Source organism: Salibaculum griseiflavum, from assembly GCF_003129565.1.
Taxonomy (GTDB): Bacteria; Pseudomonadota; Alphaproteobacteria; order Rhodobacterales; family Rhodobacteraceae; genus Salibaculum; species Salibaculum griseiflavum.
In genome coordinates this window covers 12460-31543 of sequence record NZ_QETF01000009.1, presented here as the reverse complement: position 1 = coordinate 31543, position 19084 = coordinate 12460, and the positions used below count along the sequence as shown (strand labels likewise).

The following is a 19084-nucleotide window of genomic DNA, read 5'->3' as shown; positions in this document are numbered from 1 at the left end:
GGCCTAGCCCCGGTCCAGCAGCACCGGGAACCAGTCGTCGCGCAGGCGCTGACCTTCGGTCATATCGTGGCCGGGAAACGGCGGGGAGGTGCGACCGGGCCGCTCGGTATAGCGGGCATCGTCGCCCACAAGGCGCAAGGAAAACGCGCGCCGCCTTGCATCGCTGCTATTGCCGCGCGCGCCGTGCAGAACCATGAAATTGAACGCCACCGCATCGCCCGGTTCCATCTCGAATTCGCGGATCTCCATGCCCTCGGCATCGGGATCCGGCACGGGCATGTAATCGTCCTCGTTCGGGTAGAAGCTGGTTTCGGCCAGCCAACGGGTCGGCAGGACGGGTTTGTCCCACAGGTGCGACCCGGCCACGCAGCGCAGGGTCGCCTCGCGCACCGGGTCCAGAGGCGACCAGAAGCTGACGGTCTGCCGTCCTTCGACGAAATAGTAAGGCCCGTCCTGGTGCCATGGCGTAGGCTTGGAGGTGCCCGGTTCCTTGACCAGCACGTGATCGTGGAAAAGTTGCACGCTTTTCGATTGCATCAGGTCGGCGGCGACCTCGGCAACGGGAGAGCCGTGGATGGCCCGCTCGAATTCCGGGATACGGGTCCAGTTGCAGTAATCGTCGAAAAATCGCCCGGCCTCGCCTTCTTTCAGGTTTTCCGCCGCGTATGGCCCCGGGTCGTCCATGTTGCGCGCAACCCCCGCCCGCAGAAGGTCGACCTGGTCGCGGAACAGCCCACGCACCACGACCACGCCGTCGCGCTGATAGGTGTCGATGTCATCTTGCGTCAGAAGCGGATGGGTCAAGACGGCCTCCGTTTTGGTGCTTCGTTTTCACATAGCATGGAACGGCCGCAATGAAACAAGGTCCGGTTCAGTTCGCGCGACGCACTTCCCGAACCCAGGCGACGATCATCTGCCGCGCCTCGTCATCCATCTGGATCACGTTGGGCGGCGGCATGGCATGGCTGACCCCTGCCTGCAGGTAAATCTGCCCGGCCTGGCGGGCCACGTCGCCGGGGGTTTCCAGGTAAACGCCCTTGGGTGCCCAGTGCATGTTGCCCCAGGCCGGTTCGCGGGCATGGCACATGGAACAGTTTCCGACCACCGCGTAATAGGCATCCTCGAACCCGTCGGCCTCGGCATAGCGCTGTTCGTAGTCGGTCAGCGGGCGCGCCTCGGCTTCTTCCCATGTTTCGCCGGTCTTCACCGTCGACAGCCAGGCGATCAGGATCATCAGCAGAACGGTTACGAACCAGGTCCAGTGCGGGCCCTTGCCGGTTTTGTGCATGGTATTGAAATAGTGCCGGATCGTGACCCCGGTCAGGAAGATCAGGCTGGCGATCAGCCAGGAATATTCCGTCCCGAAGGCCAGCGGGTAGTGGTTCGACAGCATCAGGAACACGACCGGCAGGGTCAGGTAGTTGTTATGGGTCGAGCGCAGCTTGGCGATCTTGCCGTATTTCGCATCCGGCGTGCGCCCGGCCTTGAGGTCGGCCACGACGATCCTCTGGTTCGGCATGATCTGGAAGAACACGTTCGCGGTCATGATCGTGGCGGTGAAGGCGCCAAGGTGCAGCAGCGCCGCGCGGCCGGTAAAGATCTGATCATAGCCCCAGGCCATGGCCACGAGGATCACGAACAGGATCAGCATCAGGGCCGTCGGGTTTTCTCCCAGCCTGGATTTGCACAGCTGGTCATAGGCGATCCAGCCGATGGTGAGCGAGCCGCCCGAGATCACGATGCCCTGCCAGAGGGCCAGGTCTGCCTTGGTCGGGTCCAGCAGGAACAGCTCACCCCCGACCCAGTAGACGATCATCAGAAGCGCCGCGCCTGACAGCCACGTCGTATAGCTTTGCCATTTGTGCCAGGTCAGGTGTTCCGGCAGGCGGGCCGGCGCCACGAGGTATTTCGTGGTGTGGTAGAAGCCGCCGCCATGGACTTCCCACTCTTCGCCATAGGCGCCTTCGGGCATGTCCGGCGCGGGTTTCAGCATCAGGTCCAGCGCGATGAAGTAGAAAGAGGCCCCGATCCACGCCATCGCGGTGATGACGTGAAGCCAGCGCACAGAAAAGGCGATCCAGTCCCATATGATTGCCAGGTCGTACATGCGGGGCCTCCTCGGGGATTCGACGTCAGCAGCAGACTAGGCGAGGCTATTTTATTCTGCTATCGCTGTGAAAGCCCAAGCAGCATCAAAAAATCCAAAATAATGTCCTATCTCGACAATATCCGCACTTTTGTTCGTGTCTACGAGTTGGGCAGCATGTCCGCCGCGGGCCGCGATTTGCGCATCTCTCCGGCCGTGACCTCGTCGCGGATTTCGCAACTCGAAGAGCATCTGGGCGTGCGTCTGTTTCAGCGCACCACGCGCAGCCTGACCCCGACGGAACAGGGCCAGTCCTTCTACCGCGGCGCCTCCGAGATTCTGGAGGCGGTGGAAAGCGCCGAGGCCCAGATCGTCAACATCACCGAGAACCTGCGCGGGTCGCTTTACGTCGCGGCCCCGCTGGGGGTCGGGCGGCGGCTGATCGCGCCGCGGGTGCCGGACTTTCTCAAGGAATACCCGGAGGTCAGCGTTCGGCTGCGCCTGACCGACCGCAAGGTGGACCTGACGACCGAGGGGCTGGACCTAGCCTTCTTCCTGGGTCAGCCGGAAGACAGCAACCTGCGTATCCGAAAGATCGCCGATGTCGACCGTGTGCTGTGCGCCGCGCCGGACTACATCGCCCGGCGGGGCATGCCCGCCAACGGGCAAGAATTGGTCGAAAAGGGGCATGAATGCCTGTCGCTGCGGTTTCCCGGTGCCACCGAATTCCAGTGGCGCCTGTCCACGGCCGAGGGGTCCGAGCGGTTCCGTGTGGCAGGGCATTACGAATGCGACGACGGTGACGTTCTGACCGACTGGGCCCTGGCCGGGCACGGGATCGCCATGAAGCCGGTTTTTGAAATTGCCGACCATCTGAAGGCCGGGCGGTTGGTGCCCGTGGCCACCGAGACCCCGCCGGAGCCGATCCAGATGGCCTGCCTGTTCACCCATCGGCGTCGGCAAGACCCCAAGACGCGCCTGTTCATGGAATTCATGATCGAGCGCATCGGCAAGGCGGTTGCAGGCGGATAGGTGGCCGCGCTGGCGACCGGCGCGGTATCAGCTTCCGCGATAGGTCGAATAGCCAAAGGGCGAGAGCAGAAGCGGCACATGGTAGTGCGCGGCCTCGGACATGCCGAAGCGGATCGGGATCACGTCAAGAAAGCGCGGGTTTTCGGGCGGTGTGCCGGTGGCATCCAGGTAGGCGCCCGCGTGAAAGACCAGCTCGTATTCGCCGGCCTCGAAGGCCTCGGCGGGCAGGATCTGTTCATCGGTGCGCCCGTCGTCATTCGTGACTAGGGTCTTCAGCAGCCGCCGTTCGCCGTCCAACCGGAAGAGTTCGATCATCATGCCTTTCGCGGGGCATCCCCGAGCGGTATCGAGAACATGGGTCGTGAGGTATCCGGTCATGGCGCACTCATCTATTATTGTCCGGTGTCGAAACGGTTCTGGCCCGCGCCGCGCGTCGGAGCAAGCTGAAAGTCCTTTCGGCAGATTTTGAAAAACAAGATGGATTTTATCGTTTATGCAGAGGTCAACTGAAAGGAGCCACCCATTGGCACGCTACCCACGCGACATGACGGGATACGGGGCAACCCCGCCGCAGGCGAACTGGCCCGGCGGCGCGAAGATCGCTGTTCAAATCGTTCTGAATTATGAAGAGGGCGGCGAAAACAACGTGCTGCACGGCGATGCGGCGTCCGAGGCTTTCCTGTCCGAGATTACCGGGGCGCAGCCCTGGCCGGGGCAGCGCCACTGGAACATGGAATCGATCTATGAATATGGCAGCCGCGCCGGGTTCTGGCGCGTGCATCGCCTGCTCAAGGATACCCCGATCACCGTTTACGGCGTCGCCACGGCCCTGGCCCGTGCCCCGCAGCAGGTGGCCGCGATGCAGGCCGCAGGCTGGGAGATTGCCAGCCATGGGCTCAAGTGGATCGAACACAAGGACATGGACGCCGAGGAAGAACGCGCCCAGATCCGCGAGGCGATCCGCTTGCATGCCGAGGTGACGGGCAGGCCCCCACGTGGCTGGTATACCGGGCGCTGTTCGATGCACACGATCGACCTTGCCGCCGAAGAGGGCGATTTCGCCTACATCGCCGACAGCTATGCCGACGACCTGCCCTACTGGATCGAGGCCGGCGGCAAGGACCAGCTGATCGTGCCCTACACGATGGACTGCAACGACATGCGGTTCGCCATCCAGGCCGGGTTCACCAATGGTGCGCAGTTCGAAAGCTACCTCAAGGACAGTTTCGACTACCTCTATGCAGAAGGGCAGGCCGGCGCGCCGAAAATGCTGTCCATCGGGCTGCATTGTCGCCTGATCGGGCGGCCCGGTCGCGCTGCCGCCCTGGCGCGCGTGCTGGACCATTTCCGCAATCATGACGGGGTCTGGTTCGCCACCCGCGAACAAATCGCCGATCACTGGGCGAAGGAGCACCCGCCGATGGCCAGCAAGCGCCCGTCGCAAATGGACAAGGCCGAGTTCGTTGCCGAATTCGGTGGTATCTTCGAACACAGCCCCTGGATCGCCGAAGCCGCCTGGGAGCTGGAGTTGGGCCCCGCCCATGACAGCGCCGCGGGCGTGCACAACGCCCTGGCCCGCGTGTTTCGCGCAGCCCCCGAGGACAAACGCCTCGCTGTTCTGACGGCGCACCCGGACCTTGCCGGCAAACTGGCCGCGGCCAAGCGCCTGACCGCCGAGTCGACCGCCGAACAGGCCAGCGCGGGCCTTGACGCGCTGACCGACGAGGAACGCGCCACGTTTACCGAATTGAACGATGCTTACACGGCAAAGTTCGGCTTTCCCTTCATCATCGCCGTGCGCGACCACGACAAATCCTCGATCATGGCGGCCTTCAAGGCGCGGGTCGAGAGCGACCGTGCCACAGAATTCGCCGAGGCCTGCCGGCAGGTGGAACGCATCGCCGAATTGCGCCTGATAGAGAAGCTGGGCGGATGACCGACCGGATCCGTCCGCAGCCCCTGACCGCCGAGGCCTTCGCGCCCTTCGGTGATGTGCTGGAAGCCACGGGCGCCCCGGACAAGATCATCAACCAGGGGCTTTGTGGGCGCTACCATGATCGGGCCGTGCTGGATTTCAACGAGGGGCGTGCCGGGATCAGCCTTTTCAAGGCCGAGCCACGGTCATTGCCCTACAGGCTGGACATGGTCGAGCGCCACCCCGATGGCAGCCAGGCGTTTCTGCCGATGAGCATGGACCCGTTTCTTGTCATCGTGGCGACGGACAATCGCGGACAGCCCGGGCAAATCCACGCCTTTCTTACCTCTGCGGGGCAGGGTGTGAATTTGCACCGTGGCGTTTGGCACGGGGTGCTGACACCGCTGCACGCGCCGGGCTTGTTCGGCGTCGTTGATCGTATCGGAGACGGGCAAAACCTGGAGGAACACTGGTTCGATCGCGAGATCGTCATCGAGGACTGACAAGTCTACGCCGGAAGAGGAGCCGGCGAACACCGCATCACAGGGAGGGACAAGAACAATGTCAGATGCAACCATCGGAACGCCGGAGCAGCTCCGCGACCACAACTACACGCCGCCCATCGCCAAGGCGGTGCCACTTGGAATCCAGCACGTCCTGGCGATGTTCGTGTCCAACGTGACACCCGCGATCATCGTTTGTGGGGCCGCGGGGTTCGGCTTTGGCTCGAACAGTCCGGATTTTCCGCAGATGATCTACATGATCCAGATGTCGATGTTCTTCGCGGGCATCGCCACGCTGATCCAGACCATCGGTATCGGCCCGGCGGGGGCCCGCCTGCCCATCGTGCAGGGCACAAGCTTTGCCTTCATCCCGATCATGATTCCGCTTGTCGCGGGCAAAGGGGTCGAGGCAATTGCCGTGTTGATGGGCGGAGTTTTCGTGGGCGGCCTGTTCCACGCGTTCCTCGGGCTTTTCATCGGCAAGCTGCGCTTTGCCCTGCCGCCGCTGGTCACCGGACTGGTCGTCACCATGATCGGCCTCGCGCTGGTGCAGGTCGGTATCCAGTATGCCGCCGGGGGCGTGCCCGCCATCGGAACCGAGGAATACGGTTCGGGCCTTAATTGGCTGATGGCCGGAACGGTCATCGTGGTGACGTTGGGGCTGAAGTTCTTTGCCCGTGGCATGCTGTCGGTCTCGGCGGTGCTGGTCGGCCTTCTGGTGGGCTATGCGGTGGCCTTCGCACTTGGCCAGGTGAGCCTGGGCAATGTCGCAACGGCAGCACCCTTTGCCCTGCCCAACCCGCTGCATTTCGGACTGGAATTCTCGGTGGCGGCGATCATCGGCTTCTGCCTGATGTCCTTCGTCTCGGCGGTAGAAACCGTTGGGGACGTGTCGGGCATCACCAAGGGTGGCGCAGGTCGTGAAGCGACCGACAAGGAAATCCAGGGAGCGACCTATGCGGACGGGATCGGCACCGCGGTGTCGGGCCTGTTCGGGGCGCTGCCCAATACCTCGTTCAGCCAGAACGTGGGGCTGATCGCCATGACCGGCGTCATGAGTCGCCATGTCGTAACCATTGGGGCACTGTTTCTGATTGTTTGCGGGCTGATCCCCAAGGTCGGCGCCGTGGTGTCCTCGGTCCCGATCGAGGTTCTGGGCGGTGGTGTCATCGTCATGTTCGGTATGGTCGTCGCGGCTGGCATCTCGATGCTGTCGGACGTGAACTGGAACCGCCGCAACATGGTGATCTTCGCCATCGCACTGTCCCTGGGCCTGGGCCTGCAACTGGAGCCGGGGGCGCTGCAATACCTGCCGGATACGCTCAAGGTCCTGGCCACCAGCGGCATCCTGCCCGCAGCCCTGATCGCGATCATCCTCAATCTGGTCCTGCCGGAGGATCTGTCGGATGAATCCACCGAAGAGGTCTCGGGCGGCATGACGGGCCACGGTGCGGGGTCCTGGGCCAAGGACGATCGCGGTTGATCGTTTAGCGATTTGAAAATCGGGAAAGGCGGCGTGGTCTTCACGCCGCCTTTTTTCATGTGTCGCGAGAGGCCATGCGGCGCGCCATATCCAGCATCCGCGCTGAGAAGCCCCATTCGTTGTCATACCAGCCCAGCAGGCGCAGTTGCCCGCCGGGCATCAGCTGTGTTTCAGGAAGGGCAAGCACCAGCGATTCCGTCCGGCCCCGGAAGTCGGTGGACACGCAGGGATCGCGGGTCAGGCCGAAGAGCGTCGCATCCGACAGCGTGTCCGTCAAAGCCCCGGTCGGATCGCCGTCTGGCACGCTGTTCAGTTGCAGGACCGCGTCCACGGCCGAGACAGAGATTGTCGGCACCCGCACCGCTGCCACGCTCAGCCGGTCCCGGAACGCGGGCAGGACCTGTGTGACCTGGTCCGTGGCGCTGGTCGTTGTGGGCACCATCGAGACTGCCGCGGCGCGGCTGCGTTCCAGATTGGCGCCGGGCTGATCCACGGTGGGCTGGCTGCCGGTATAGCAATGCACGGTCGTGACATGGGCGCGGTCGATCCCGAACGCGCCGTCCAACGCCTTCAAAAGCGGGGCGATGGCATTCGTTGTGCACGAGGCGTTCGAGACAATGCGCGCATCGCCCAGTTCGTCCTCGTTGGCCCCCATAACGATGGTCCGGTCAGCGACGGATGAAGGCCCCGAGATCAAGACGTGACCGGCCCCCGCATGGCGGCCCGCCTCGACGGTATGGCGGTCCTTGGCGCGGCCGGTGCATTCCAGCACGACATCCACATCGCGCAGGTCCAGCCGCCGCAGGTCTGCTTCGTTGTGAAACGGGACGCGGATATTCCCGGCCGTCAGCCAACCCGGCCCGGCCTCCACCGGTTGGGGAAACGGGCCATAGACACTGTCATAGCGCAGCAGGTAGGCACAGGTTTCCAGCGGCGCGATGTCATTGACGCCCGCGATCTCGACGCCTCCGCCCGCTTCGGTGGTCAGGATCTGCCGGAACAGGCTGCGTCCGATCCGGCCGAAGCCATTTATGAAAACACGGATGGGGCGGGTCATGACAAGCGCCTTTCGATGGATCGAAATGAAACGGCCGCGCCCTAGGCGCGACCGGCAGGTGTTGGATAGCGGATCGGGCAGGGGCGGGCCAAGCCCTAGAAATCCACCTCGATGGCCAGACCCTTTTCGACGGCAAGCTCGACGACGGCGGCGGCGACCGCCAGGTCCTGAAGCCCCACACCGGTCCCGTCGAAGAGCGTGATTTCCTTGTCATCTTGTCTGCCCGGATGGGTGCCGTTGATGACCGCGCCCAACTGGTGGATGCCGGCCTCGGCGATGACCCCTTGCACCACCGCATGCTGCGCTTCGCCGATGCTGACGGCTTGCGCCACCTCATCGGTGAACACCGTGGCGCGGGCCAGCAGGGCGGGGTCGACCTCCTGCTTGCCGGCCGTATCGGTGCCCATGCAGGCGATATGTGTGCCCAGGCTGACCTGGCCCGCCATCAGGATCGCATCGAAGGACGAGGTTATCGAGATGATCACATCCGCCTCGGCCATGCCGTCGAGCGTGACCGCCTCGTAGGGCAGACCGGCCTCGGCCGCGACCGCGGCGAGGCTGGACAGCTTCGCCGGGTCCCGGTTCCAACCGATGACCTTCGCGAAATCTCGCTGGTCGAGTGCGGCACGCAGCTGGAACCCCGCCTGATGCCCTGCACCGATCATGCCCAGGACTTTCGCATCGGCGCGGGCAAGGTGGCGGATCGACACCGACGAGGCCGCCGCCGTGCGCAGCGCGGTCAACAGGTTGCCGCCGACCATGGCGCGGGGCTTGCCGGTGTCCGGGTCGAACAGGAACACGGTGGACTGATGGTTGATGAGGCCGCGCTTTTCGAGGTTGTGCGGCCAGTAGCCCCCGGCCTTGAGGCCCAGAGTCGCGCCGCCCCGGTCGAACCCGCCCTTGAACCCGTAAAGCGCGTCCTCGTGCCCGAGCGCCTCGCGGACCACGGGAAAGTTGTAGGCCTCCCCGCTGGCCATTGCCGCAAAGACAGCTTCGACCGCATCGAAGGCCGCCTGCCGGGTGATGAGATTGGCAATTTCGGATTCGGGAACGATCAGCATCGTGGCACCTGTCCTTTCAGGGCTCAGTAGGCGCGGCCGCGGGCCGAGACCGGCCAGACGCATTCGACCGTGTCGCCGCGCACGCCCACATACCAGTCATGGACATTGGCGGTGGGGTCGCAATGGCCCGGCACCAGCCTGAGCTTTTCGTTGATCCTCAGCGCGCCGGCGGGGTCTGCGACGACGCCATGCTCGTCCGAGCATTTGATGTATTCCACGTCGTCTCGGCCAAAGATCACCGGCAGGCCGCTATCGACAGATTGGGCCTTGAGCCCTGCATCGACGATCGCCTTGTCCGGTTTCGCATGGCTCATCACGCTGGTCAGGATGAAAAACGCGTTCTCCCATTCGCCCCGGTCGATGCGGTTTCCGTCCTTGTCCAGAATACGGCCATAATCGGCGTCCATGAAGGCGTAGGAGCCACACTGAAGCTCGTTGTAAACGCCCGAATTGGACTCGAAGTAATAGGAGCCGGTGCCGCCGCCGCCGACGATGTCGCAATCAAGCCCCTCGACCTTCAGCGCGTCCACTGCTTCGCGCACCATCGCCACGGCCACGTCGATCTTGGCTTTGCGGTCGTCGTAACTGTCGAGATGCTGCATCGCGCCCTGGTAGGCCTGGAGGCCCGAGAACTTCAGCCCCGGTGCCGCGTCGATCGCCTTGGCGATTTCCAGCACGTCGGCTGTGGTGGTCACGCCGCAGCGTCCTGCGCCACAGTCGATCTCGACCAGGCATTCGATCTGTGTGCCGTGTTCCTGCGCCGCTGCCGAAAGCTCGGCCACGTTGGCGATGTCATCGACACAGACGATAGTGCGTGCACCCAGCCCCGGCAGACGTGCCAGCCGGTCGATCTTGGCGGGGTCGCGCACCTGGTTAGACACCAGGATATCGGTGATGCCGCCACGGGCGAAAACCTCTGCCTCGCTGACCTTCTGGCAGCAGACACCGCAGGCGCCGCCCAGCTCTTGCTGCAGGTTCTGGACGTCCACGGATTTGTGCATCTTGCCATGGGTGCGATGGCGCATGCCATGCGCCTTGGCATAGTCGCCCATCTTCTTGATGTTGCGTTCCAGCGCATCGAGGTCCAGCACCAGCGCCGGGGTCTGGATGTCGGCAGCGTTCATGCCCGGCTTGGCGGGGATGTCATAGCCGACCTCGTAGGCGTCGAGATTGATCGCGTCTTTCATCAGTCGTCTCCTTGTCAGCCCTCGATCCAGGGCAGGTTGTCCAGGTCCACGTTGCCGCCGGTGACGATGATGCCGACACGCTTGCCAGCAAAGGCCTGAGCGTTCTTGAAAACGATGGCCAGCGGCACGGCGCTGGAGGGTTCCAGAACGATCCGCAGGTGTTTCCAGGCCAGTTTCATCGCGTCCACGATCTCTTGCTCCGAGGCGGTGAATATCTCGGACACGTGGCGTGACACGAAATGCCAGGTCAGGTCCTTGAGCGGCACTTTCAGCCCGTCCGCAATGGTCTCGGGCGCGTCATCGGCGATGATGTGGCCGGCCTTGAAGCTGCGATAGGCGTCGTCGGCCTGTTCCGGCTCGGCGGCGATCACCCGTGTTTCCGGCGCCAGCGTCGCCAGCGTCAGGCAGGTGCCCGAGATCATGCCGCCGCCACCGATCGGGGCGACGACCATGTCCAGCCCGTCGGCCTGTTCCATGAATTCGCGCGAACAGGTGCCCTGGCCCGCGATCACGCGGGGGTCGTTATAGGGATGCACGAAATCACCACCGGTTTCGGCCTGAACGCGGGCGAAGGTGGCTTCGCGGGCGTTGGTCGAGGGATCGCATTCGGTGATCTTGCCGCCATAGCGGCGGACCGTCTCCTTCTTGGCCTGCGGGGCAGTATGCGGCATGACCACGTTGCAGGGGATGCCCCGGCGCATCGCCGCATAGGACAGGCAAGACGCATGGTTGCCCGAGGAATGGGTCGCGACGCCTCTGGCGGCCGCGGCGTCCTCCAAACCGAAGACCGCGTTGGCGGCCCCGCGCACCTTGAAGGCGCCGGGTTCCTGGAAGTTCTCGCATTTGAAGAACAGTTGCGCGCCGGTCAGATCGTTCAGGTGGTCGGACACGCGCACCGGGGTGCGGCGGATATGCGGTGCAATCCGCTTATGGGCGGCCAGCATGTCGTCGAAGGTGGGAATTTGCATATCGGGGTCGGTCATCATACAGGACCCTTCATGCCTGCGGCTGGGTGCCTGCGGTAGTAGTCCTGCGCCGCTGCCACGCCCGACCCCAGCGTGATATCCAGCCCCAGATCGGCCATGCACATCTCGGCCGTGGCGATCCCGGACAGGGCCATCACGTCGGTCAGCGACCCCAGATGGCCGATGCGAAAGACCTTGCCGGCAACCTCGCCCAGTCCCACCCCGAAGGCCACGCCGTATCGGTCGGCCGCATGGGTGACGATATCGGTGGCGTTGAACCCCTCGGGGGTGCGGATGGCGCTGACCGTGTCGGACTGGACCGACGGGTCATTGGCGCAAAGCTCCAGCCCCCAGGCGCGGACAGCCGCGCGCACGCCCTCGGCGATGCGGTGGTGACGGGCAAAGACATTCTCCAGCCCTTCCTCCAGCAGCATCTTGCAGGCCTCGTTCAGCCCGTTCATCAGGCCCACGGCGGGGGTGTAGGGATAAGCATTGCCCGCGTAGCCCTTCGCCATGTCGCGCACGTCGAAAAAGGTGCGGGGCAGGGTGGCGGTGTCGATGGCCGCCATGGCCTTGGTGCTGAACCCGGTGATGGCAAGGCCGGCGGGCAGCATGAACCCTTTTTGCGAACCGGTCACGGCAACATCGACGCCCCAGTCATCAAAGCGGAACTCCATCGACCCGATCGAGGACACGCCATCGACGAACAGCAGCGCCGGGTGCCCGGCGGCATCCATCGCGCGGCGGATCGCGCCGATGTCCGAGCGCACGCCGGTCGCGGTCTCGTTATGGGTGGCCAGCACCGCCTTGATCCTGTGGCCGGTATCGGCGGTCAGGATCTCTTCGTAGCGGTCTGCCGGGATGCCGCTGCCCCAAGCGACCTCAACGACCTGGACGTCCAGCCCGTGGCGTTGGCACATGTCGATCCAGCGGTGGCTGAACATCCCGTTGCGCGCCACCAGCACCCTGTCACCCGGCGAGAGCGTGTTGGTCAGCGCGGTCTCCCAGCCGCCGGTGCCAGTCGCGGGAAAGATGAAAACCTCGGCGCTATCGCTTTGCAAAACCTTGCGCACACCTTCGCGGGCCGGGTGCAGGATATGCCCGAAGAGCGGCGAACGGTGGTCGATCGTCGGCATGTCGCAGGCCTTGCGAAGGTTTTCGGGGATGTTGGTCGGCCCGGGAATGAAGACGGGATTTTGAAAGCTCATAGATTTGCCCTTTACGTGTTCGAAGCGAGCATAGGAAAGCTTTCTGGCCGAGGAAATTTTTTTGAAATTATTTTTCAAAAAAGAGGTTTCGAAAAATATGACATGTTGTCAGTCACTTGTGTTTTTCATATAATGAAATAGTCTTTCAATACTCCGGAGCTGCCATGTCCGCCAAGCAAGACTCGACACCGCGCCGCGCCCGGGGCCGTCCGCGTGACTGGCACGACAAGTCCGAGCAGAACACGATCAAATCGCTGGACCGCGCGATGGAGGTGTTCGAGTTCCTGAGCCAGACCGGCGGCCTGCCGCTCTCGGCGCTGGCCGAGGAAACCGGCCAGTCCCCAGCTACGGTCTACCGCATCCTCGTCACGCTGGAAGGGCGCGGGTTGGTCGAGTTCGAGGGGCGCGAACAGGTCTGGCATATCGGGCCGCGCGCCTTTGTCATCGGTGCGCGGTTCCTGCGGCGCACCAGCCTTGTGGATCGCGCCCGACCCGTGATGCGCAAGCTGATGGAGGACACGGGCGAAACCGCGAACCTCGGAATCGAGAAGGAGGGTGCGGTGTTGTTCCTCGGCCAGGTGGAGACCAATGCCACGATCCGCGCCTTCTTTCCGCCGGGCACGCTGTCGGAAATGCATGCCTCGGGCATCGGCAAGGCGCTCCTGGCGCATATGGAGGACCGGCGGATGGGGCGGGTGCTGGGCGATGGGCCTTTGCAGGCCTTCACGGCTCAGACCTTCACGGACAAGGCCGCGCTGCGCGACGACCTGGCGAGGATACGCGCACAGGGGTATGCCGTGGACAATGAAGAAAAGACAGACGGCATGCGCTGCATCGCGGCCCCGGTCTTCGACATGACGGGCGAGGCGGTGGCCGGCATTTCCGTATCCGGCCCGACAAGCCGGGTGGGGCTGGACGACATAGATCGGCTGTCCGTTCCGGTGATGAACGCGGCGCGTGATCTGACCCGCGCGATCGGCGGCGCGGTGGACTAGCGCAAGGGCATGTGCCGGTTCACGTCCTTGTAAAGCAGGTAGCGGAACCGGCCCGGCCCGCCAGCATAACAGGCCTGCGGACAGAAGGCGCGCAGCCACATGAAATCGCCGGCCTCGACCTCGACCCAGTCCGAGTTCAGCCGATAAGCGGCCTTGCCTTCCAGAACGTAAAGCCCGTGTTCCATGACGTGGGTTTCCAGAAAGGGGATCACCGCGCCGGGTTCGAACGTGACGATGGTGACATGCATGTCATGGCGCATGTCGGCCGGGTCCACGAAGCGGGTCGTGGCCCATTTCCCATCGGTGCCGGGCATGGGGGACGGCGCGATGTCGTTTTCGTTGAGGATCAGAACATCCGGTGCGTCCAGCCCTTCGACCGCCTGGTAGGCCTTGCGAATCCAATGAAAGCGCAGCGGCACATCGCCCTTGTTGTGCAGGGTCCATTCTGCGGCGGGGGGCAGATAGGCATAGCCGCCGGGGGTTAATTCATGAGAGGTGCCGTTCACTTTCAGTGCCGCAGTGCCCTCGACAACGAATAGCACTGCCTCGGCGTCCGGGTCGGTTTCGGGCCGGTCGGAGCCGCCGCCGGGCTGCACCTCCATGATGTATTGCGAAAAGGTTTCCGCGAAACCTGACAGGGGTCGGGCCAGCACCCAGGCGCGGGTGTCGTCCCAGAAAGGCAGGAAGCTGGTCACGATATCGCGCATCGTGCCACGGGGGATCACCGCATAGGCCTCGGTGAAGACGGCGCGGTCGGTCAGCAGCTGGTCCTGGCCCGGGTGGCCCCCCTTGGGTGCGTAATAGCTGTTGGTCATGGAGGCTCCTGGAACCGGTTGGGTGCGTTATGGAAATATGCGGTGCTGGGGCGCGCGAGACCACCGTTAAGGGCCGAATAGGACTTATCTGCCCGGTTTGAAAATTTCACGTATTGTCCCGATTGAAAAGAAAAACGGCGGGTCGCCCCGCCGTTTCATCCCTAGCCCTGTGCCTTGAGCTGCAGCCGCCGCCGGTGCAGCACCGGTTCGGTATAGCCCGAGGGCTGTTCACGGCCCAGGAACACCAGATCGCATGCCGCCTGGAAGGCGATGCCGTCGAAATCGGGCGCCATGGGGCGGTAGAACGGATCGCCCGCGTTCTGCCGGTCCACGACGCGTGCCATGTTCTGCATGATCTCCATGACCTCTTCCTGCCCGATCACGTCGTGATGCAGCCAGTTGGCGATATGCTGCGCCGAGATGCGGCAGGTCGCGCGGTCTTCCATCAGACCGACATCGTTAATGTCCGGCACCTTGGAACAGCCCACCCCTTGGTCGATCCAGCGGACAACGTAGCCGAGGATGCCCTGGGCGTTGTTTTCGACCTCGCGGCGGATCTGGTCCTTCGTCCATTTGCGGTAAGAGGCCAGCGGGATATCCAGCAGCGCCTCGACATAGGCACGCCGCCCGCCCTTGGCCAGTTGTGACTGCACCGCCATCACGTCGACCTTGTGATAGTGCGTCGCGTGCAATGTGGCGGCTGTGGGCGAGGGCACCCATGCGCAATTTGCCCCGGCGCGTGGATGCTCGATCTTCTGTTCCAGCATCGCGGCCATCTTGTCGGGGATCGCCCACATGCCCTTGCCGATCTGCGCCTTGCCGGACAGGCCGCATTCCAGCCCGATATCGACGTTCTGGTTTTCATAGGCGGTGATCCAGCCCTTGCGCTTGATGAAGTCCTTGCGGCTGAAGGGGCCGGCCTCCATCGAGGTGTGGATCTCGTCACCGGTGCGGTCGAGGAAACCGGTATTGATGAAGCAGACCCGGTGTTTCGCGGCGCGGATGCATTCCTTGAGATTCACGCTGGTGCGGCGTTCCTCGTCCATGATGCCCAGCTTGACGGTATAGCGCGGCAGCCCCAGCACCTCTTCGACCTTGGTGAAGATCGCGTCGGAGAAGGCGACCTCTTCGGGACCGTGCATCTTGGGCTTGACCACGTAGACCGATCCGGCGACCGAGTTACGCGGGCCGCTGGTCTTTTTCAGATCGTGCATGGCGATCAGGACAGTGAACATCGCGTCCATCAGGCCTTCGAAGATCTCGTTGTCGTCGTGGTCCAGAATGGCCGGGTTGGTCATCAGGTGGCCGACATTGCGCACCAGCAATAGTGCCCGGCCCTTCAGCGTCAGGTCCGACCCGTCCGGCGCGGTATAGCTGCGGTCGGGGTTCAGGCGGCGGGTCATGGTCTTGCCGCCTTTTTCAAAGGTCTCTTCGAGATCGCCCTGCATCAGGCCCAGCCAGTTGGCATAGGCCAGAACCTTGTCCTCGGCGTCGACGCAGGCGACGGAATCCTCGCAGTCGATGATCGCGGACATCGCCGATTCCAGCCGAATATCGGCCAGCCCCGAAGGTGTCGTCTTGCCGATCGGGTGGGCGCGGTCGAAGACCAGTTCCACGTGCAGGCCGTTGTTGCGCAAGAGCACGGTGTCGGGCGCGTCGGCCCGACCCGTGTAGCCTGCGAAGTTCTCGGGCGCGATCAGGGCGGCGCCGTCGATCTGCAACGTGCCGTCCTCGACGCTGTAGCGGGTCGCCTTGGCGTGGCTCGTGTCGGTGATCGGGAAAACCTCGTCCAGAAATACAGCCGCCCGGGCCACGACGCGGGCGCCGCGCCCGTCATCGAACCCGCCCGCGGGCGGCGCGCTTCCCATGGCATCGGTTCCGTAAAGCCCGTCATAGAAACTGCCCCAGCGTGCATTCGCGGCGTTCAGAACGAAGCGTGCATTCGTTGCCGGCACCACCAGTTGCGGGCCGGGGACAGTTGCGATCTCGGGGTCGGTGTTTTCGGTCTCGATCTCGAAATCCTCGCCCTCGGGGACCAGATAGCCGATCTCTTGCAGGAAGGCCTTGTAGGCGATGCGGTCATGCGGCCCGTCGCGGTTCGCCTTGTGCCAGTCGTCGATCTGGCTCTGGATCAGGTCGCGCTTGTCCAGAAGGGCGCGGTTCCGGGGGCCGAATTCGTGCACAAGCCCGGACAAGCCCGACCACAGCCGGTCGGCCTCGACCGGCAGACCCGGCAGAACACGTGTTTCGATGAATTGCTTGAGGCCCGTGTCGATCTTCAGGCCTTCGATTTCAGTCATCTGGTTGGTCTTGGACATGGCATTTCCCGCATCATGGACGATCGGGGCCGCGGAGCGGTATACGATCGTGCACAGGGTGAATTTGAGGGACAATCTTAGCAGATCGCCATCCACAGGACATGCTGAAATGCCGGTTCGGCGTTTGGGAAAGACGAAGGGTCTTTCCAAAAAAACGCGATGAAATGTAGCGGAGCCAATGGCTCAACGATGAATGCGGGCGTTGCGCCGGCCCCAATCGGTGTAGAGATCTGCCATGATCGTATCGAATTGCCGCTCGGCCATTTCCGGGGTGATCGCGGCGGAACCGGAGCCTCCGAAGACCACCGCGGTGTCGCCCAACTGAACCTGCGGCAGGTCGGTGACATCCGCCACGATGGCGTTCATCGACACCTTGCCCAACACCGGTGCCAGATTGCCCGCGATGGCTACATTCGCGGCCCCGGACGCGATACGACCAAATCCGTTTTCATAGCCGATCGACAGGCAGGCGAGCCGGCTGTCCCGGGTCAGTCGGACGGTGCGATCATAGCCGACGCTGGCCCCGCGCGGATAGGTTTGCAAGCCGACCACCCGTGTCTCGAGGTCCATGGTGGGTCGATAGCCGAGGTCGGGCCGCAGGATGCCATAGAGAACGGCGCCGCAGCGATACATGTCGGTCTCGATCGTCGTGTCCGAGGTCAGCGTCAGGGAAGACCCTGCATGAACAAGAACTTTGCGCCGGTCCAGCCCGCCGGCGTCGACAACCCATGCCGCCTGGGCTTGGAAAAGGTCCGCGCTTTCGCGCAATTGCCCGGGCAGGTTCGACGGGAAATGTGTGCATATGCCCCGGATCGCAACCCCAAGCAGGTCGAGGATCAGTCGGCAGGCATCACGGCCGTCGCTGCTCTCGATCTCGAGCCCGTCGCGCGACATGCCTGCCACGTTGAGTGCCAGGTGAACGCCGGTCCGCAATCGGCCCGCATCGCGCAGGGCGCGCAGGTGGCGGGCCATGTCCGGCGTGGAGACCTGTTCCTCTACATGATCGGGCAATGCCTCCTCCGCCTCCTGCGGGGTGGCGACGCGCAGCCGGATCAGGCTGCCGGTGTAGCCCGCCGCACGCACCGCGCGCGCCTCCGCGTTCGAAGTGATGCCGATGCAGGTTACGCCTCGGTCCCGCACCAGGGGCACCACGTGCTCGATTCCGTGGCCATAGGCATCGGCCTTGAGAACCGCGCAGAACCGCCGCCCCGTTGGGACAAGGCCGAGCGCCAGGTCCAGGTTCCGGGCAATCCGGTCGCGGTGAATCGTGCACCAGGAGGTCGGGGCAGGGTCGGGCATCATCCGGCGTCTGCGTCGCCCAGAAGGTCGCGCAGGATCGCATCGAACAGCGCGGCCATGATGGGGGTCAGGGCGTCGGGAAAATCGTAGTCGGGGTTGTGCAGCTGCGGGTGGTCCTCGCCCGCGCCGACATAGAGCAAAGCGGCCTTGGCCCCGTCGTCACCGAAACGCCCGAAATCCTCGGACCAGCGCATCGGCAGGGCCATTTCAAGGGGGCTGTGGCCCAGCCGCGTGGCGGCCCGGCCGGCGATCCCGGTGGCGTCCTCATCGTTCACGACCGCGCGGAACACGTCGTGCCATGACAGCGCAACATCCAGGGCGCCGTTGGCCCCGGCGACATGGCGCTCGGCCTCGGCCATCAGCGTGTCCATGCGTTCATTGGTCATGGCCCTCAGGGTCACGCGTAATTCCCCCTCGCCCGGCGCGATCCCGAAACTTGGCTCGCCCAGGCGCGCATGGGTCAGGGTGGCAAGGGCGAACTCCGCATCGCCGATGGTGCCCTCGCTCAGGGCGGGCAACTCGGCCATCAGGCCCGCCATGGCGGCGGCAGGCGAGACCCCGTCTTCCGGCGCGGCGGCATGGGAACTCCGGCCCGTCAGACGCAGCTGCATCCCGCGCGAGGCGCAGTTGCCGGGTCCCGCCCGCAAGCCGATTTCGCCCAGCGGGCGGCCGGGCACGTTGTGATAGGCAAAGGCGTAATCGGGCCGGATCTCGGGCCAGCGGGGATCGGCGATGACGGCTGCGGCGCCGGCCCCGGTCTCCTCGGCTGGCTGAAACAGCAGGATCACACGCCCCCGCGCCGGGCGCCGAGCCAGCATGCGCCCGACCCCCAGCAGCGTGACCATGTGCCCGTCGTGGCCGCACAGATGCCCCTTGCCGTCGATCCTGGACCGGTAGGGCAGGGCGCTGATTTCATGGATCGGCAACCCGTCGAGTTCGCACCGAAACAGGACGGTCGGACCGTCCCCGCTGCCGCGAAATTCAGCCGCAACGCCATGACCACCCAGCCCTTGCCAGACGCGATCCGCGCCAAGCGTCGTCAGTTCGTCGGCGATGCGTGCGGCGGTCGGGCCTTCCTCGCCCGAGAGGTCGGGTTCGCGGTGCAGGTCATGCCGCAGCGCGGTCAGTTCGGCGATCTCCTCCTGCGCAAGGGTCTTCAT

Annotated in this window: 17 protein-coding genes; 5 read left to right on the top strand and 12 right to left on the bottom strand. The window is 64.2% G+C overall.

What is annotated here, in order from left to right:
• Positions 1-3 precede the first annotated feature (3 nt).
• Complete coding sequence (locus tag DFK10_RS09590) at positions 4-804, bottom strand: phytanoyl-CoA dioxygenase family protein (RefSeq protein WP_109388815.1); 801 nt, start codon at positions 802-804, stop codon at positions 4-6.
• A gap of 67 nt (positions 805-871) precedes the next feature.
• Positions 872-2107, bottom strand: a complete 1236-nt coding sequence (locus tag DFK10_RS09585; protein ID WP_109388814.1) for a urate hydroxylase PuuD — start codon at positions 2105-2107, stop codon at positions 872-874.
• A 102-nt stretch (positions 2108-2209) separates the two neighbouring features.
• Between DFK10_RS09585 and DFK10_RS09580 the strand changes: the two genes are divergently transcribed.
• Positions 2210-3118: a LysR family transcriptional regulator gene (locus DFK10_RS09580; RefSeq protein WP_109388813.1), complete on the top strand. Its 909-nt coding sequence runs from the start codon at positions 2210-2212 to the stop codon at positions 3116-3118.
• A gap of 27 nt (positions 3119-3145) precedes the next feature.
• Here DFK10_RS09580 and uraH read toward each other — a convergent pair whose 3' ends face one another.
• Positions 3146-3496, bottom strand: a complete 351-nt coding sequence (uraH, locus tag DFK10_RS09575) for a hydroxyisourate hydrolase (RefSeq protein ID WP_109388812.1) — start codon at positions 3494-3496, stop codon at positions 3146-3148.
• A gap of 145 nt (positions 3497-3641) precedes the next feature.
• Between uraH and puuE the strand changes: the two genes are divergently transcribed.
• The 3 genes from puuE to DFK10_RS09560 are packed head-to-tail and all read left to right on the top strand — an operon-like array spanning position 3642 to position 7019.
• Positions 3642-5054, top strand: a complete 1413-nt coding sequence (gene puuE / locus DFK10_RS09570; RefSeq protein ID WP_235866811.1) for an allantoinase PuuE — start codon at positions 3642-3644, stop codon at positions 5052-5054.
• The gene (locus tag DFK10_RS09565; RefSeq protein WP_109388810.1) at positions 5051-5536 is read left to right on the top strand and encodes an ureidoglycolate lyase; all 486 of its coding nucleotides are present in this window, start codon (positions 5051-5053) and stop codon (positions 5534-5536) included. The genes puuE and DFK10_RS09565 overlap by 4 nt, the downstream gene beginning before the upstream one ends.
• A gap of 58 nt (positions 5537-5594) precedes the next feature.
• Positions 5595-7019: a uracil-xanthine permease family protein gene (locus DFK10_RS09560; RefSeq protein WP_109388809.1), complete on the top strand. Its 1425-nt coding sequence runs from the start codon at positions 5595-5597 to the stop codon at positions 7017-7019.
• 55 nt (positions 7020-7074) lie between these two features.
• On the opposite strand, the gene DFK10_RS09555 is transcribed toward DFK10_RS09560, so the two are convergent.
• The 5 genes from DFK10_RS09555 to bhcA form a co-directional block, all read right to left on the bottom strand.
• Positions 7075-8076, bottom strand: coding sequence for a type I glyceraldehyde-3-phosphate dehydrogenase (locus DFK10_RS09555; RefSeq protein ID WP_109388808.1), 1002 nt, complete (start codon positions 8074-8076; stop codon positions 7075-7077).
• A gap of 95 nt (positions 8077-8171) precedes the next feature.
• Positions 8172-9137, bottom strand: coding sequence for an iminosuccinate reductase BhcD (gene bhcD / locus DFK10_RS09550; RefSeq protein WP_109388807.1), 966 nt, complete (start codon positions 9135-9137; stop codon positions 8172-8174).
• 23 nt (positions 9138-9160) lie between these two features.
• Positions 9161-10324 (bottom strand): 3-hydroxy-D-aspartate aldolase BhcC, encoded by a 1164-nt coding sequence (bhcC, locus tag DFK10_RS09545; protein ID WP_109388806.1) that lies wholly within the window; start codon positions 10322-10324, stop codon positions 9161-9163.
• A 14-nt stretch (positions 10325-10338) separates the two neighbouring features.
• Positions 10339-11307: a beta-hydroxyaspartate dehydratase BhcB gene (bhcB, locus tag DFK10_RS09540; protein ID WP_408005583.1), complete on the bottom strand. Its 969-nt coding sequence runs from the start codon at positions 11305-11307 to the stop codon at positions 10339-10341.
• Positions 11307-12497 carry an L-aspartate--glyoxylate aminotransferase BhcA gene (gene bhcA / locus DFK10_RS09535; RefSeq protein WP_109388805.1) on the bottom strand — a complete coding sequence of 397 codons (1191 nt, stop codon included), beginning with the start codon at positions 12495-12497 and terminating at the stop codon, positions 11307-11309. Before bhcA ends, bhcB begins: the two co-directional genes overlap by 1 nt.
• Positions 12498-12661: 164 nt before the next feature.
• Between bhcA and bhcR the strand changes: the two genes are divergently transcribed.
• Positions 12662-13492: an HTH-type transcriptional regulator BhcR gene (gene bhcR / locus DFK10_RS09530; RefSeq protein ID WP_109388804.1), complete on the top strand. Its 831-nt coding sequence runs from the start codon at positions 12662-12664 to the stop codon at positions 13490-13492.
• On the opposite strand, the gene DFK10_RS09525 is transcribed toward bhcR, so the two are convergent.
• The 4 genes from DFK10_RS09525 to DFK10_RS09510 all read right to left on the bottom strand — a co-directional run bounded on the left by DFK10_RS09525 (position 13489) and on the right by DFK10_RS09510 (position 19084).
• A complete protein-coding gene (locus DFK10_RS09525) occupies positions 13489-14307 on the bottom strand; it encodes a bifunctional allantoicase/(S)-ureidoglycine aminohydrolase (protein WP_109388803.1) in 819 nt (272 codons plus the stop codon). The genes bhcR and DFK10_RS09525 overlap by 4 nt on opposite strands.
• Before the next feature lie 161 nt (positions 14308-14468).
• Positions 14469-16607 (bottom strand): malate synthase G, encoded by a 2139-nt coding sequence (locus DFK10_RS09520; RefSeq protein WP_217810123.1) that lies wholly within the window; start codon positions 16605-16607, stop codon positions 14469-14471.
• A 201-nt stretch (positions 16608-16808) separates the two neighbouring features.
• A complete protein-coding gene (locus tag DFK10_RS09515; RefSeq protein ID WP_217810120.1) occupies positions 16809-17924 on the bottom strand; it encodes an alanine racemase in 1116 nt (371 codons plus the stop codon).
• A complete protein-coding gene (locus DFK10_RS09510; RefSeq protein WP_109388800.1) occupies positions 17924-19084 on the bottom strand; it encodes an amidohydrolase in 1161 nt (386 codons plus the stop codon). Before DFK10_RS09510 ends, DFK10_RS09515 begins: the two co-directional genes overlap by 1 nt.